At 47.0% G+C, this 15,790-nt stretch carries 14 protein-coding genes and 2 pseudogenes; 7 read left to right on the forward strand and 9 right to left on the reverse strand.

Translation table 11 applies throughout. The features are described from left to right. Positions 1-186: 186 nt before the first annotated feature. The 3 genes from QNJ26_13050 to QNJ26_13060 all read right to left on the reverse strand — a co-directional run bounded on the left by QNJ26_13050 (position 187) and on the right by QNJ26_13060 (position 2,160). Positions 187-1,212 (reverse strand): Lrp/AsnC ligand binding domain-containing protein, encoded by a 1,026-nt coding sequence (locus QNJ26_13050; protein ID MDJ0986463.1) that lies wholly within the window; start codon positions 1,210-1,212, stop codon positions 187-189. Between the two features lie 39 nt (positions 1,213-1,251). Further along, positions 1,252-1,860 (reverse strand): metallophosphoesterase, encoded by a 609-nt coding sequence (locus tag QNJ26_13055; protein MDJ0986464.1) that lies wholly within the window; start codon positions 1,858-1,860, stop codon positions 1,252-1,254. A gap of 129 nt (positions 1,861-1,989) precedes the next feature. Beyond that, on the reverse strand, positions 1,990-2,160 hold the full coding sequence (locus tag QNJ26_13060) for a hypothetical protein (protein ID MDJ0986465.1): 171 nt from the start codon (positions 2,158-2,160) through the stop codon (positions 1,990-1,992). Between the two features lie 297 nt (positions 2,161-2,457). On the opposite strand from QNJ26_13060, the gene QNJ26_13065 reads away from it, so the two are divergent. Then, positions 2,458-2,733, forward strand: coding sequence for a hypothetical protein (locus QNJ26_13065; GenBank protein ID MDJ0986466.1), 276 nt, complete (start codon positions 2,458-2,460; stop codon positions 2,731-2,733). 93 nt (positions 2,734-2,826) lie between these two features. Beyond that, a complete protein-coding gene (locus tag QNJ26_13070; protein MDJ0986467.1) occupies positions 2,827-4,515 on the forward strand; it encodes a PAS domain S-box protein in 1,689 nt (562 codons plus the stop codon). 125 nt (positions 4,516-4,640) lie between these two features. On the opposite strand, the gene QNJ26_13075 is transcribed toward QNJ26_13070, so the two are convergent. From QNJ26_13075 to priA, 6 genes and pseudogenes are all read right to left on the reverse strand, one after another. Beyond that, positions 4,641-5,855 carry a diadenylate cyclase gene (locus tag QNJ26_13075; protein MDJ0986468.1) on the reverse strand — a complete coding sequence of 405 codons (1,215 nt, stop codon included), beginning with the start codon at positions 5,853-5,855 and terminating at the stop codon, positions 4,641-4,643. A 223-nt stretch (positions 5,856-6,078) separates the two neighbouring features. Then, positions 6,079-6,426, reverse strand: a complete 348-nt coding sequence (locus QNJ26_13080; protein ID MDJ0986469.1) for a hypothetical protein — start codon at positions 6,424-6,426, stop codon at positions 6,079-6,081. Between the two features lie 2 nt (positions 6,427-6,428). Then, positions 6,429-7,046, reverse strand: a complete 618-nt coding sequence (locus QNJ26_13085) for an HAD-IA family hydrolase (GenBank protein ID MDJ0986470.1) — start codon at positions 7,044-7,046, stop codon at positions 6,429-6,431. A 6-nt stretch (positions 7,047-7,052) separates the two neighbouring features. Further along, positions 7,053-7,733 (reverse strand): annotated as a pseudogene (locus QNJ26_13090) (DUF1573 domain-containing protein). Between the two features lie 30 nt (positions 7,734-7,763). Then, positions 7,764-8,009: pseudogene (locus tag QNJ26_13095) on the reverse strand (OmpA family protein). 648 nt (positions 8,010-8,657) lie between these two features. Continuing rightward, positions 8,658-11,099 (reverse strand): primosomal protein N', encoded by a 2,442-nt coding sequence (gene priA / locus QNJ26_13100; protein MDJ0986471.1) that lies wholly within the window; start codon positions 11,097-11,099, stop codon positions 8,658-8,660. 455 nt (positions 11,100-11,554) lie between these two features. Between priA and QNJ26_13105 the strand changes: the two genes are divergently transcribed. The 5 genes from QNJ26_13105 to QNJ26_13125 all read left to right on the forward strand — a co-directional run bounded on the left by QNJ26_13105 (position 11,555) and on the right by QNJ26_13125 (position 15,491). After that, entirely contained in the window at positions 11,555-11,854 is a 300-nt protein-coding gene (locus QNJ26_13105) for a hypothetical protein (GenBank protein MDJ0986472.1), read from the forward strand. Between the two features lie 144 nt (positions 11,855-11,998). Next, a complete protein-coding gene (gene upp, locus QNJ26_13110) occupies positions 11,999-12,625 on the forward strand; it encodes a uracil phosphoribosyltransferase (GenBank protein ID MDJ0986473.1) in 627 nt (208 codons plus the stop codon). A gap of 61 nt (positions 12,626-12,686) precedes the next feature. Beyond that, on the forward strand, positions 12,687-13,943 hold the full coding sequence (locus QNJ26_13115) for a solute carrier family 23 protein (protein ID MDJ0986474.1): 1,257 nt from the start codon (positions 12,687-12,689) through the stop codon (positions 13,941-13,943). 271 nt (positions 13,944-14,214) lie between these two features. Beyond that, a complete protein-coding gene (locus tag QNJ26_13120) occupies positions 14,215-15,213 on the forward strand; it encodes a hypothetical protein (GenBank protein MDJ0986475.1) in 999 nt (332 codons plus the stop codon). After that, positions 15,210-15,491: a hypothetical protein gene (locus QNJ26_13125; GenBank protein ID MDJ0986476.1), complete on the forward strand. Its 282-nt coding sequence runs from the start codon at positions 15,210-15,212 to the stop codon at positions 15,489-15,491. The genes QNJ26_13120 and QNJ26_13125 overlap by 4 nt, the downstream gene beginning before the upstream one ends. The last annotated feature ends 299 nt before the right edge of the window (positions 15,492-15,790 follow it).

A 15,790-nucleotide genomic window follows, 5' to 3' on the forward strand; every position in this document is an offset into this window, starting at 1 on the left:
GTTGTAAAAAAACAGGGATCGGCGAGGAGCTACGGATTCCTGAATCACGCATATTCTTATATAATTTATTGTTATATTTCTTCTAGCTGTTTTTTTCTACGAGCCTTTATACACGAGTTTGCACGGATTTCGCGAGTGATTATTCATGAAGCCGCTCTATCGGAATTCTCCTCAACCGGCAATTATTTAGTCGTTTTTTTGTTTAGAGTACCCCGGAATTAGCGTCTGGGAGCTGATCACACCCGAAAGCTGCCGTATCTTGTTGTGCACAAAGTCCCCGATGGTTTCGGCATCCGAGGAGACCAGATCGCGTTTCAACACAATCTTGGCGATGACATCAACACTACCGTGGACCGAATGCACCTCTTTGACTTCCTCCAGTTTGAAAAGCCTATCCACAAGCCGGACCTCTTTTTTAGCAGACACATTAATCAGCACAAAAGCGGTAATCTCGCGCAACATATCCGGATATTCCGTTTCCTTTAAATTGGCCATTTTATCTCTAAATGCCTCCATGGTCTTGGGCACCAGCTGACTGATACCGATTCCGTATCTGAGATCGTGGTCATTTTTTTCCCACTGGTGAACCGATATATAGGTATACAGATCCGCCAGAGTTCGACCTGGAAAATGATCGATTAAATTTCCCTTTTTTATGATGGCATGCAGGGGCCGGTAAATAGTTTTATACCAATCTCTGGCAGCATCCGGCAGCGTCACCGGCCCCTTGCTCTGACCGTCAAGATAATCCCGATGGCGTGAAATCTGTTCGATCAGAAGCTCATACTGGCCAAAATCCGTCAGCTCAATGGTATGTGGCAACTGGGTTTGGTCATCAAAATGGGCTCTTTCACGATACAGCAAATTCTCCAGAGATCCCTTAGAAGGAATAAATTCGGTTACCTTGGCCCGAATTTCGTCATGGCCCAGTTCCTTGGCCGCTGAGATGCGATGATTGCCATCCAGCGCATAGTATTCATTTTTAATCTGAAAAAGCTTAACAGGGGGCAGTACTTTGCCCGAGCGCATCCTGCTCTTGATTTTTTCAAGCCGTTCAACAGGCACATGTGAACGGATTCCAAAGCGATCGTCAAAATCGAGATAACGGCCAACACTGCCGACGATTTGTGTCATGGGAACCGAGCGGATGCCGCGATCGCGGGTTTCATAGGCCGCTTCATTTTTCTGGACCTCTTTGAAGGATTTAAGCATCAGAATTGCCCTATAGGTTTCGAACCCGGGTGCAACCCGTTAAGGTTTGCCGTTGTCATCCATATCAAACACATAATACCCGAAGGTGTTGATCACCCGGGTATGATTGTATACGGTTATGCGCTGGGATGCATCGTCAAAATGGGCATGGATATGCCCGTGAATGAAATAAGTCGGTGTATATTTCTCGATCAGCCACCGAAAACTCTTAAAGCCTTTGTGGCATCGATCTTCCGCATCATGAATGTGTCGCGGCGGCGCATGGGTGATAACGATATCTACACCTTTTCGCCACCAGATTCGCGGACGCAACCGCTGAATCTTCCAGTGCATTTCCCGCTCGGTATACTGGTGGGGGCCGCCGTTGTACCAACGCGAGCCCTCCAATCCCAGAATGGTTTTACCCTTAAATTCAACCAAATCATGGGCCAAATGTGTACAATCGCCAGGCGGTTTTTGACCATGGCGCAGATCATGGTTGCCGCGCACAAAATAAAGCGGTGCGTTCAGTCGATCCGATAAAAATGAAAGATATTCCGGCGGCAGATCACCACAGGCCAGAATAAGTTCAATACGCTCAAACTGGTGGGGATCAAACTGATCATATAAGACGGGTTCGACCCGGTCGGAAACTGTTAACACCCTCATTTATATACTCATCATACCAAAAGTGTTGGCATTCAATAGGCCGAATACAAACGCGTCATAAAAACGAAAAGGAATCAGATTGAAGCTGATTCCTTTTTTGATGATCGCATTTGGCAAATGTGCTTTAAGTCACTCCCTGTTTTGCTCTTCTTTTTCAGGCTTGCGTCGGTCTTCATTTGACCGCCTTTCGGGAATGTACTCAGTATAAGAAAATTGTCGCCGATCGACTTTTGAGCGACGATCGTGCTTGTTGGAATCTTTTTTATCTGATGTTTTCTTTGCAGCCATTAAAAAACCCATTTGGGCCTCCAAGCATTTAATCGGTTGGTGTTTTTTATGTCAAATTGGGTTAAAAATCAACTTTTATTTCCATTTTTGCCCCGAGGGAGACCTCTGCGATGGCTTGCCGGATTGCTGTCGATGATAACAATTTGTAAAAAGTTCTTGAAAAGTTTGGGGTCCATCATCTATTTTATCAATACGGCTGATGAAAGCGGCTGATGAAATATTGGATAACGGCCCCGCAAAACGACCATCGCCTTTACACCTACAGTCTTGTTCTGCAAATACATTTCATGATCCAAAGCAGGAGGAACAATGATTGCCTACTATGTTTATGATGAAAAAAAAGAAAATGATACCATTGTCATACCGGAAATGGGCTGCAGTATTTCGGTAACCGCAGATATCTTCGAAAAATTTATTTCCGTGGAACCGGATTTTACCGCATGGTCGGGAGATGCATGCGGCGAGCTGTCTCCAGAAGATTTTGGCACCATTATCGCTTCCCGGGAGGACCTTGGCGATGTTTGTGTCACCAACAATGACATGTGGCGCAAGCGCATGTTTTTTTATATGAACAAACCAAAATAATTCAAATGTGTAACAAATTGGCAAGCACAAAAAAAAGATCGGCACGCAAGTGCCCACTGAGACGCAATGCGCCATTTAAAGAGAGAATCCAAAATGAAAACTGAATTTACCTTGGAGAATGAAGGTTTAGCGGACAATATGGTTTTGACCGTTATTCTGATCGCAACCATTTACTGGGTTCTGGACTCTATTTTAAACCTGTTTTTTTCCAACCGGTTTAATTTGATCGCTGAACTTTTCGGCCCTGATCTGTATGATGTCTATATCCGGGTTATCGTATTGTGTCTGTTTATAATTTTCGGATCCCACGCCCAATCCATCATCAATAAGTTAAAACTGGCCAAGAAAAAGTTGGATGAATCGGAGGAGCTGTGGCGGTCATTGGTGGAAACCGCACCGGACATCATCACGACTGTTGATCGCGAGGGCACGATTCACTTTATCAACCAATCTACCGGCCTACTTTCACCGGATCAAATGATGGGAAGATGCTTTTATGATTTTCTACCGCAGCCGTATCAGGAAATGGCCATGGAAAGTGTTGACAGTGTGTTTCGAACCGGAGAAACCGACAGTTTTGAAGTTCTGATAGGTGAAAACACCGATGCCACCTGGTACACTTACCGTGTCGGTCCGCTGCGTATTAGCGGCAAAGTGGTCGCGGCCACCATCATTGCGTCCAATACAACAGAATTCAAACAGGCCGAAGAGTTGATGCGCTACAAAGAGTTGTTTGATAATGTTGCTGAAGGTGTCTTTATTCTCAATCGCAACGGGCAGTTTATTGAAAGCAACGAGCGCGTTCTTGAAACCACCGGGTATACCAAAGAAGAATTGTTGAATTTAAATATCAGCGACCTGGTTGAAGCCGATCAAATCTCTTTTATCAAAAACACGATGGAAAAAGTCAGCCGTGACAAAGAAGCACGGTTTGAGCTGAACCTGATGTCCAAAACCAACGGCCGCATACCCAATGAAATCAATTGCCGTTATATTACCTATTTGGGAGAATTCTGCTATTTGTGTGTCGCCCGTGATATTACACAGACGAAAATGCTTCAGAACCAGCTGATCCGCTCTGAAAGACTGGCCGCCACCGGCCAGTTGGCCGCTTCCATTGCACATGAAATCAATTCACCGCTTCAAGGCATAACGGCCCTGATTAATGTTATCCAGAACCAGCATAAAAAAGATAAAAAATTATTAGAGCAGTTGGATCTGGTTAAAAGTGCATTTGAAAGCATTCGAGATACGGTCCGCAACCTGATCGATCTTAATCGGCCGGGTAAAGAGAAAAAGCAGCCGGTCGATATCAATCAGGTTATTGAAAACACTGCAACGCTGGTGCGCAGTTTCCTGACGAAAAGCCGGGTAAAGATTAATCTGAATATGGAAGCCTCAAAAACAAAGTTAACTGCCTCACCGCAACAGTTGGGGCAGGTCTTCATGAATCTGATCAACAATGCTGTCGAATCCATAACCGGTGATGCCGATTTTCAAAAGAAGCTGAAAGAAAACCCAGCTCATAGCGGTGACATTTTTATCGACACGTTCAATCGAAATAAAGAACTGGTTATCCAAGTCAAAGACAGCGGACCGGGTATCGCCAAAGCAGATCTGGAACAAATTTTTGATCCGTTCTTCACACGCAAAAAAACCATGGGAATGGGCGTGGGCTTGTCCATTTGCCATGGCATCATTGAGGATCACAAAGGTTACATTGTTGCCAACAACGAAAAAGGCGGCGGTGCCGTTTTTACGATTACGCTACCGCTGAAGTAGATAAAAATGAGCTAATGCTTTAAGCCTCTCGCAAAGGCGCAAAGTCGCCAAGAATTTTTTAGGTTAAAAAATATAATGCTTTGCGGCTTAGCGGCTTTGCGTGATCAATATCATGGGATCGGCTGTTAAAAAGCGTGCTTTTCAGCGGGGGGATTCTCGTTTGATTTTTGACTTTCGGATTGGGTTTGCAGACTGACCAGTATTTTTTGCGGGGCGACCTGATCAATTTTGACACCGAAAGGCAAGAAAATGTTTTTGGCAGAGAGCCTGACCTGGTGCTTGCCAGCATCGAAATTACTCAAGTCTACACTGACCTGCACATCTTGATCTCTCAAGGTCCGGATCTTGTTGCGTCGACCCGATAGGGTTAAATCCACCGTGGGAGTTGACCCCTGTCCGATAACAAGCTGACTGGGCATATTGGTATGTTGCACGGGAACCGCTACAGTCAGCTCTGATTCTTGCTGGCTCGCCAAAGCCACCCAGGCGATGGTAACCAGCGCCAGAGCGCTGAGTTTAACACGCCAGTTTTCAATCAATAGTCCTTTTAGGAAGTCTTTTAAAGCAGGCACATTGATCTGGGGACCGCCGATGACTTCATTGAGATGGGCCGTTAACGCATCAGGGTCTTGCCAAGTTACAATCTTGCCGTCTGAAACGGTGGCCACCTCCGAGCGTTCCTCAGAAACCACCAGACAAACAGCATCCGTGACTTCAGATAGACCCAATGCCGCGCGGTGCCGGGTGCCATATTGAGTCGGTAAATTTTCATTCTCGGACAGCGGCAGGATACAACCCATTTGGGTAATACGATCCTGGTTTATAATGATGGCGCCGTCATGTGCGGGAGCATAGCGATTAAATATACTTTTGATCAAAGCCGGATCGGGCAGCGCCATAATCGTCTGCCCGGCATGAATGAATTCAGAAGGATTGTCATTTCGGGCTAGCACCAGCAAAGCACCTGTTCGATCGTCAGCCATCTCAAACAGCAGCTGTGATAATTCGCGGCCAAAAGTCTTTTTAAACGCTCGCCGCCGAGATCGCAAATATCGCATTGGGCTGACGCGCTCTAGTACCTGGCGGATTTCACTCTGAAACAGTATCAGCAATAAAATAAGAAGTACTTGCCATAATATCTGAAAGACCCACGTGGTTAGATAGAGGTCCCATAGTTTGGCCAACGAATAAACGCCCCCCAGAGCCACCAGGCCAATGATGACACGCAGCGCGCGACTTTCACGGAACCATACATACAACTGATAGGCGACAACGGTCAGAAATAGAATATCGACGATATCTCGCCACATGGGCGTCGGAATGAGATCAATCAGATACACAGGCGACTCCACATTCGATTTACATCCAGCAGGGTGCAGCCGAAGCTCCGGCATGCGCCCGCACCATTTTATGAGGGATATAAAATAATATTAACAGGATATCCGGCATTCGTCAATTTTGGCGCTGCCGGATTTGAAACACGGTGGTGACAATTTTGGAGAGGGTCTATAATAGAAATCGCGCTGGCATAGAGAAGGTTTTCAATCGCTGGGCCATCCAAAACTAGCCGCTATAGGATTTCCCACACTCCTTACAGCGCCCATCGGGTCCAATCACGCCGATACAGCTTTCATCACTGCATAGCGTGCGGTTTTCCCACTCATCATCAGTGTCGGACGCAGCAGGCGCTTTGTCATCTGTAACATCGGCCGGCTGGTCATCTGGCATTTCAGCAGAGCGCTCTTCATCTTCAGAAGGATCTTTTTCATAAGCGCGACCACATTCTTTGCAACGCCCGTCCGGCCCAATGACACCAATGCAACTTTCATCACTGCACAAAGTCCGGTTTTCCCATTCATCCCCCGATTCACTTTCCCCTTGATTGTTGAATTCAACAGGCTCATCCGACATGTCTACACCTCCAGTAAGCTTTCAAGTTCTTTTAAATTTTCTATATGATAAGGCGTCGTTAACGCTTCATTACGAAAAGCAACAAAAGGCACTTCTGCCGCACTGGCAGCTTCGGCATCCACCTGCGAATCACCAACGTATATGGCCTGATTCGAAGCAATGCCAAAATGGGATAATACTTTAAGCAGCATGTCCGGATGTGGCTTCGGACGCGGGATATCCACAGACGTGACCACTAGATCGAAGTATTCCACTAGTTTAAATTCAGCGAGCAGCCGGTCCATTGTATCGGTACGGTTGGTTGCAATGGCTGTTTTTATCTGAGGTCTTATCCTATTGAGCAGCGGGGTCAGGTGAGGCTCAATTTTCAGGTATTTAAGAAACTCGCCGTAATCCAACTGCTCACGATAGGCGTGTACCGCAGCGATGGCCTCCTGGCTGCCAAACAAGTGCACAATGGATTCATTTATCGTATGCTGGTGGACATAGGCAAACTGATCCGCTGTCAGTGTCGGTCTGCCAAAATGCTCCAAAAGATGATTGTAATAGGCCCAGTTGGCCGCTTCAGTATCGAAAAGAACACCGTCACAGTCAAATGCAACCACACGAATATTTTTCATTTGGATTTACTGGGTTTGCTCTTTTTTGTCGTCAGCCCGTTGCCGTAGATCACCATACACCCTGATGCTGAGTTTGGGTTGGATATTGCTGTCGGTTTCCAGAGTGATCATGTCGAAATAGCGCCCTTTTTGCGACCGTTTGTTTTCGATCAACAGCGCATAAACCGGCCCCTTTTCACCTTTTTCTTCAGACAGTTCGAATCGGATGTCTTTGCCGTCTTTGGCGCTGACCTTCACAATTTTGAACGGATATTTCTTTCTGGGGGTAATTGTCACTTTGCTTTTGATCTCATCTCCGGCAATGCCCCGCAATTTTACCCGCTTGGGCCGAATGGTGACAAATTTATCGACGTTTCCAGAAATGGTCAGCTTCAAGCGTGGATTTTGTTCATCATTTGTAAATAAGGTGGCGTGTTTTCGGATCGTATGGCCGCCCTTACTATGTGTATTTACCTTTAGTGTAACCTTGCCCTCACCGCCGGGAGGGATTTGCCTCGTATAAGAGGCCGCTGTGCACCCTCAGTCGGTTTTGACGCGCTTAATTTCAAGCGGTGCAGAGCCCTTGTTCTGAACGATAAATGCATGGGCAACTTCCTGGCCTTCAGCCACCGGTTCGAATTGGTGGGCAGGCGCCGGGACAACCGCCAGCGGCTGCTTCAAGGAAATCTGCAAAATCTCAACACGCTCTCGGGGTGCCGCATCTTCGGTTTTCAATTTTTGCACCGGCGGTTTTCTGTCGATAAAGGTTTTGGCTTTCAGGCGGTTTTTGGCAATGCCTTGCATTGAAAACCATTGCTGAACAGCCTGAATCCGTTTTTGGATAACCTCACGATTTTTGCGGAGGTCGCCTGGTTGGTGGGCGTAGCCTACAATACGCAGCCCCATGTCTGGAGCGGCCTCAAGCGCTGCCTGAATTTTCTTTAGATCCTTTTTGAATTTCGGATCGATCTCGGCGGAATCCATTTTAAAATAGAGGGTCGCCAAAACGACCGGTGTATCAACTGCTTTGGCGCTATACGCGAGTGTTCCAAAGCAAATGATCATTAGGATCAATATTAAGATTGCACCTGTCACTTTTTGCATCAGGCTAACTCCTTCCGTAACCTCAAAATTGACTGACTATAGAAATTTTATGTTGCCTGCTGATAGATGTCAAGAAGTCGGCAATTAAGCATCTGAAACGCTTTGTTTTTCTGCATCCATTAGAATCAATTTCCCGCTAAAAAGTCGACATTCAATTTCATCCGTCAGAACCCATAGCGGTTATATTTGATTTGCCACTCATACGTTACCCTTTAATTGTCATATACAGGTTAGCCGGTTGCCGCTTGACCTGTTGAATAGGCTAGATTCCATTTTTAACCGGCAAACGGGCTCAACGGGCCCAACGGGCGAACCAAATCGTTTTAAGGTTAAACCGGTCAAATAGCGCTTATGTTTCGTCCGAGTGTATTTTTTTAAATTGTTAAACCGTTTTAGAAGTGATTAGATTTTGTCTGATAGCAAGGCGCGAGTCGTCGAAATGACGGAGCGTACATTATAGTACGCGAGTAAATTTCGACGATGAGTAACACCGCTATCGGGCAAAATATGATTGCTTATAAAACGGTTTTAGAGGAGGGAGACCGGATCGACGTCCACGACCACCCTTACCCTACGATTGTTAAACATCCCCGGATGGTCAGCCATGAGCTGACCGATATATTGATGCAACGCTTTGGCGCGCGTAGCTTTTAAAAGAATTTGCCATCGATATCGGCGGGCAATTCTAGCCAACGAAGATTCAATCGGCCCCAAAATCTCAACGGTTTCATAAACAGAGGCCTTTGAGGTTTTCAGCAACAGGCAAACCTTTCCGAGGGCAGCGGCATGGTCACGGGTCAATTGATGGTCTTTACCAGAAATTTTAAGTTGGATTATTCTTGAAAACGGCGGATATTTCAATGTTTGGCGGAAATTGATTTCCTGTTTGTAAAAGGCCTTAAAATCCTGATTTTTAGCCGCCGATATACTGAAATGTTCTGGATTATAGGTTTGTAAAATAACCCGGCCCGGTGATGCGCCCCTGCCCGCTCGGCCGGCCACCTGTGCAATCAGCTGAAATGTTCGCTCACCGGCTCTAAAATCAGGAAAACTTAAGGATAAATCCGCACAGATAATTCCCACCAAAGTGATATTCGGAAAATCGTGACCCTTGGCCACCATTTGGGTGCCCACCAAGATATCGATGGACTGGTCGTTCAGACCTTTGAGCATTTTAAAAATGCTGCCTTTGCGGGTGGTCGTATCCCGATCCATACGCGCGATGCGGGCCTTTGGAAAAAGTGCTTGCACCGTCGTCTCAATTTTTTCCGTACCCAGTCCAATTTTTTTAATCTCCGATGATCTGCAACTGTCACAGCTGTTGGTTGCCGCACGAGAGTACCCACAGTAATGGCATCGAAGAGCGTTGGCCTTTTGGTGATAGGTCAGGGAAATATCACAATGTTTGCAGCGCAGCGCCTGACCGCAAGATTGGCAGAGCGCAAAACTGGCAAACCCGCGACGATTGATAAACAGCAAGACTTGTTCACCGCGATCAAGTGTTTCTTTCATTGAGCGCTGCAATTCAGATGTAATAAAACGGCGAATACCCCGAAATCCCATGCTTTCACGGAGATCCACAATTTTTATGGCCGGCAACGAACGCTGCTCGATCCGCTGTTTTAGATTGACTTCAATAAATTTTTTGGCCCGGGCATTGTGGTAAGATTGGATCGACGGTGTTGCCGACCCTAGCAATGCAATACAATCATTCTGCTTGGCTCTGACCACTGCAAGATCTCTGGCATTATAGCGCAGGTTACTTTCCTGTTTGTAGGAGGCATCATGCTCTTCATCTACAATAATCAGACCGACAGCCGGAAAAGGCGCAAAAATAGCCGATCGCGCGCCGATAGCAATCTGCGCTTTTCCCTGCTGGATCAGACTCCATTGATCTAAGCGTTCACCGGCAGATAGACCACTGTGAAGGACGGCGATGCGTTCTCCAAATCGGGCACGAAAACGACGCTCCATTTGGGTGATCAGAGCAATCTCAGGAACCAAGACCAAAACGGATTTCTGCTGTTTAAGGACGCTATTGGCAATTTGCATATAAACTTCTGTTTTGCCGCTGCCGGTGACACCTTGCAAAAGAAAGGTGGCAAAGCCGCTGCGCATGCTTTTGTTGACCTGTGCCACAACACTTTGCTGTTCGGAATTCAAGTCATGCGCTGTATCTGCACGTATGGGCTCCCCAAAAGGATCGCGATAGACACGTTTGTGTCGAATGATCAGATACCCATCTTTTTCAAGCAGCCTGACCAGGCGAGCTGCAGTGGGCACCTGTTTTTTGAGCTCCGGCATTGACAGCTCCCCTTGCTGATCGATGATCTCGATGACCTTTCGGCGGGCCTTTGAAAGCCGATCCGTAGATGCAATCGGCTTTCCAAGCGCGATATAGCGCTCGGTACGGGTGCGGGTCGGCGCCGGTCTCAATTCACGGGTTTTTGATACCCATCCGCAATGCAGTAGGGCCTGAATAAGCGCTCCGGGCACCCTTTCATCTAACTTATCGTTGAGGTGCTTGAGGCGGAAGGGTCCCGATAAAAGCAGCTTTAATACCGACCCTTTAAGGGCAGTGGCGGTGTTATTTTTTAACGCATCCTGACCCTGTGGCGTGATCGAAAGGGTCGCATAATCATAAAGGTTAAGACCACCGGGAAGCGCATTTTTGACAACATCACCGATGGGATGTTTGTAATAATCAGATATCCATTGAAAAAATGGAATCATCGCATCCGGAAAGAGTGGCTCCTGATCGAGCACATCCAATATGTCTTTGATATCGCTGGGCTTGCTTTCGGTTGCAGCGTCCAGAATGTAGCCGGTTACACGGCGTTGCCCGAATGGAACCAGAACGCGTTTACCAACAGCGATAAAAGCACTTAAAAAAGGCGGCACGCTGTATGTGAAGGTCTGGTAAACCGGTAAAGCAACCGCGACTTCGATGTTTGAATTATCGGCTGTCATGGTGTTATTATCAGCAACAGATTTTTCCCATATGGGCAACAATGGCCCGGCGGTCGGTGATTCGGCTGGCAGAATGCCACTCGATCATTAAAGCGACGCTAAAATTATCGGTAACGTCTCCCGGTTAATCAAATCTAAGGTTCAACCCTCCTATCAAACCGGAAAGATGGTCTAAAAATCATTTTGGGTGACAGCGCGTTACCACCGGCCCCAAAACGTATATCTTTATAATCTTTAATTTTTTTTAACAAATGCGTATACATATTAAAAAATTAATGTTAATATAGCCTTAAGTGAAATGGGATTCAACCCATTGCTTTTCCGAGTGCTGACCGCAATAAAATAGATCTTGACGGTCGGATACGCGACGTATATTTCTTAGATCGCACTGCATCGGCTCGGAAATTACTAATGAAATTCAAGTTCTGGACGATAGATAGGTTAAGGAGGCAGTTATGAACTTAACAAAGAAATGGGCAGTTATCGGTGTGATCGCGGCTTTGATCTGCTTGCCCTTTGCGACTTCAGCCCAGGCTCAGGATTATTTCGAAGCCAAAGAACCCGGCGGCGGCGCCATGATGTATGACACCATTGTTGTACGGCCCATCGGTATAGTAGCCACAGCGGTTGGATCGGTTTTTTGGCTGGTCTCGTTGCCGTTTTCGGCTGGCGGTGACAACACCGATATGGCGACTAAAAAGCTGATTAAAGAACCTGCCGCATATACCTTTAAGCGACCTTTAGGCGAATTTTAGCCCCCATTTAAATCTTCTTCTGTCTTGACACAGGGGTATTAATTGCATATACGAAGCTGCAATTAATGACTCACGATACAGCTGTATCTGTATTTCTCCTACCTGTCTTACCATGCTCTTAACCTATCGCAAAAGGAGGTCCCCGTGCCGGTACATGTCGTAGATCACCCTTTGGTCAAGCACAAATTAGCGTTCATGCGGGAAAATGATATTACCACCAAAGATTTCCGTGACCTTGCTTCAGAACTGGCCAATCTCTTGACTTATGAAGCCACTAAACATCTGGAAACAGAAAGCGTCACCATCCAGGGTTGGGCCGGTGAAGTTGAAGTTGAAAAAATTAAAGGCAAAAAAATCACCGTCGTACCGATTCTAAGGGCTGGCCTGGGTATGATGGACGGCGTCCTTAATCTGATACCCACGGCCAAAGTCAGCGTTGTCGGCCTTTACCGCAATGAAGAAACCCTTGAACCGATCCGGTATTATGTCAAGATGACAAGCCAGATGGAGGAGCGGATTGCATTGATTTTGGACCCCATGCTGGCAACCGGCGGTACGGTGATCGCCACGATTGATCTGATAAAAGAATCCGGCTGCAAAGATATCAAAGGGATTTTTATGGTCGCTGCGCCGGAAGGCATCGAACGGTTGCAAACGGCTCATCCCGATGTTGAAATTTGGGTTGCCGCCATAGATGAAAAACTAAACGATGTCGGATATATATTGCCCGGATTAGGCGATGCGGGCGATAAAATATTTGGTACCAAATAAACCCAGCTGACATCATTAATTCTGTCACCTTATCTTCAGCCATCAGAGGACCAGCGTAGGCATGGCCGTCAAGGATTGGATAACAGATTATAAATTAAGTTTTCCAGACAGTTTATTCAGTGTACAAATCCTGCTGGTCGCATTTGCTGGGTTGATCACCGTGCCCATCCTCACCGGTTTGGACCCTAGCGTCGCTTTGTTTACCGCTGGTGCTGCGACCCTCATATTTCATGGCTTCACCAAAAGGCAAATACCGGTTTTCTTGGCATCGTCCTTTACTTTCACAGCTCCCATTATGGTGGCGACCCAAAAATGGGGCCTGCCGGCGGCCCTCGGCGGACTGGTAGCAGCCGGCCTGGTTTATACGGGCATCGGTGGTTTGATTTACTGGAAAGGCCGCAGTGTCTTTCAGCGCCTATTTCCACCGATTGTGGTCGGACCCATTATAATGGTCATCGGGCTGATGCTGGCACCCGTAGCTGTTTCCATGGCACTGGGAAAGTCAAATCCTGCGCATCCGATACCGGACAAAATCGGCTTATTGATTGCTGCCATAACACTGGTGGTGACCATTATCATTTTTTTATTGGGCCGGGGCATACTGAAGCTTTTACCGATTGCAGGCGGACTTCTCGCCGGATATTTAGTCGCTATCCCGTTTGGAATTGTTGATTTTTCCGGGGTTAGCGGAGCGCCATGGCTTGCCGTTCCCTCTTTTGTTTTGCCTGAATTCAATCTTAGCGCTATTGGTTTCCTGATACCGGCAGTCATTGCGCCGATCTTGATCCATTTTAGCGATATCTGCACTATTGGTGAGGTGACAGACAAAGATTACCTCAAAGAACCTGGTATTCATTGTACCTTGCTGGGCAATGGCGTAGCCAGCACAATTGCGTCTTTTATCGGCGGACCACCGGTACGCATTTACCCCGAAATTACCGGTCTTGTGACTGTTTTCCAAAAAGGGCGACCCGCCATAATGATCTGGGCCGCTGTTCTGGCCATGCTTTTGGCTTTTTGCGGGAAATTGAGCGCCATTCTCCAAACCATACCAGATGCGGTTATTGGTGGCATTCTTATTTTATGTTTTGGCGCACTAATTGTAATGGGTATAAATTGCCTGCAGAAGGAACCATCACACTTAATGGAATTTAGAAATATACTGATGGTGCTGGTTATTGTCGTGTCTGGAATCGGTGGCATTACTTTTTCAGCCGGGGCATTTTCCCTTAAAGGTGTCGCCTTGGCAATTCTGATAGGGGTCATATTAAATCAGATCCTATCGTCTAAACAGGCAGATGAAAGCGACGATGCTTGATTTGTTTCGCTGATGGTTTTATAGCCGTCTGGTTTTTCTGCCGTACACCTCCGCAATTCTGCGCTGAACCACCTATCGTCTGTTTTCTGAATGATTTTAAAACCCTATATCGTAGTCCACGATGATCCCAAAGGGTGTTGATATATAGTTATATTGACATTGTTGTTTTTTAGCCTATACTTCTCTTCAGACTAAACTTCAAAGTGCTCAGGGAGAATTCAGCCCATCCGTCATAGACATATTCACGCATTTTTGCTGAAAGGAGGACATTATGGCAGATGAGATGTATCGAATCCGGAGCATTTTAAGTACCCACCGCCGACCGCTTTTGGAACGGTTAAATGTTGTGGCCACCGGTATCGGTTATAAAGTCAGTGGCGGCATCAAAACAGATCAGCTGTGTATTGTCTGCTCGGTAAAAGAAAAATTGCCCGCTGCCCGACTTTCCGCCCAAGAGATGGTTCCCGCAACCGTTGACGGTACCCCCACCGATGTCGTACAAAGCGGTGTGATCCGTGCACTGCAAGCACCAACCGATCGATTTCGTCCAGCACCCGGCGGTGTCAGTGTCGGGCACGTTGGAATCACCGCCGGGACGCTGGGCTGCTGGGTGAAAAAAAACGGCCAACCCGTTATGTTATCCAACAATCATGTGCTGGCCAACAGCAATGCAGCTGAAATCGGCGACGCCATCTTGCAACCCGGCCCGTTTGATGGCGGTAATTTCCCACAAGATCACATTGCAAATCTGACGCAGTTTGTTCCCATCACATTTCAAGGTGAACCCAGTGAGTGCCAATTTGCCAATGCAGTCATCTCTGTTTTTAATCTGGGTTGCCGAGTGATTAGCAGCAATACCCGCTATGAGGTGGTCAAAATACAAACGGAAGACAACCTGGTGGATGCTGCGATTGCTGCACCGCTGAATGTAGCAGATGTGAAAGATGACATCTTGAATACCGGACCTGTTGAAGGAACCGTCACCGGGGAACTGGGTATGGCCATCAAAAAGAGCGGACGCACCACAGGATTTACAACCGGCGAAATTCAACAGGTCGATGTCACCGCCAATGTTCAATACGGTGCCGGGCAAGTGGCCGTCTTCACTGATCAACTACTGGCCGGTGCAATGAGTCAGGGGGGCGATAGTGGTTCAGCGGTTCTGGACGACAACAACCGTTTGACCGGACTTTTATTCGCCGGCAGCGACACGACGACCATCATCAATCGCATTGAAAATGTATTTAACGCCTTGGGGGTGTCACTATGAGAACGGTTGCTTTGGCCATCCTGATCTTTCCCCTGTTGGCGATGGGAGATGATATGGGTATGTCACCATCCATTCAAGAGGTTAAAGAACAACATGAAGCACGATGGTTGAAATTACCGGGAGTGGTTTCAATCGGAATTGGGCTGGACCCAGGCGGCAATCAGGCTATCATCGTAGGGGTGGACGGATTACATCCGGACACCCCGGCTAAAATACCGGCTACCCTGGAGGGGTATCCCGTGGTGGTTCAAACCATCGGGTCGATCAAAGCACAGTGAACGCAAGTTGCATGACAAATTTAGGGATCAGGCATCATTTTCACGAATCGAAAAACTTGACAACTATCTTAAATTTTTATATTTTTTTATATATAAAAGTGAAAGATGCGATATCGGCGCCAATTGTCGCAGCAGAAAAATATCTGCTCACTGTTGGCCGGAAGCTGCAGTGCTAGCAGATAGGATCCATTACCCATCACTCCAGCACGCCAATCCAGCCTTTGTAGCTGCAGACTACTTCGGCTGGATCGGCGCCATCACTTCATGGCAGCCCGCATCGCTTAGATGGTAAAGAAGAT

It is taken from the genome of Desulfobacterales bacterium (assembly GCA_030066985.1).
In the GTDB taxonomy this organism is placed as follows: Bacteria; Desulfobacterota; Desulfobacteria; order Desulfobacterales; family JAHEIW01; genus JAHEIW01.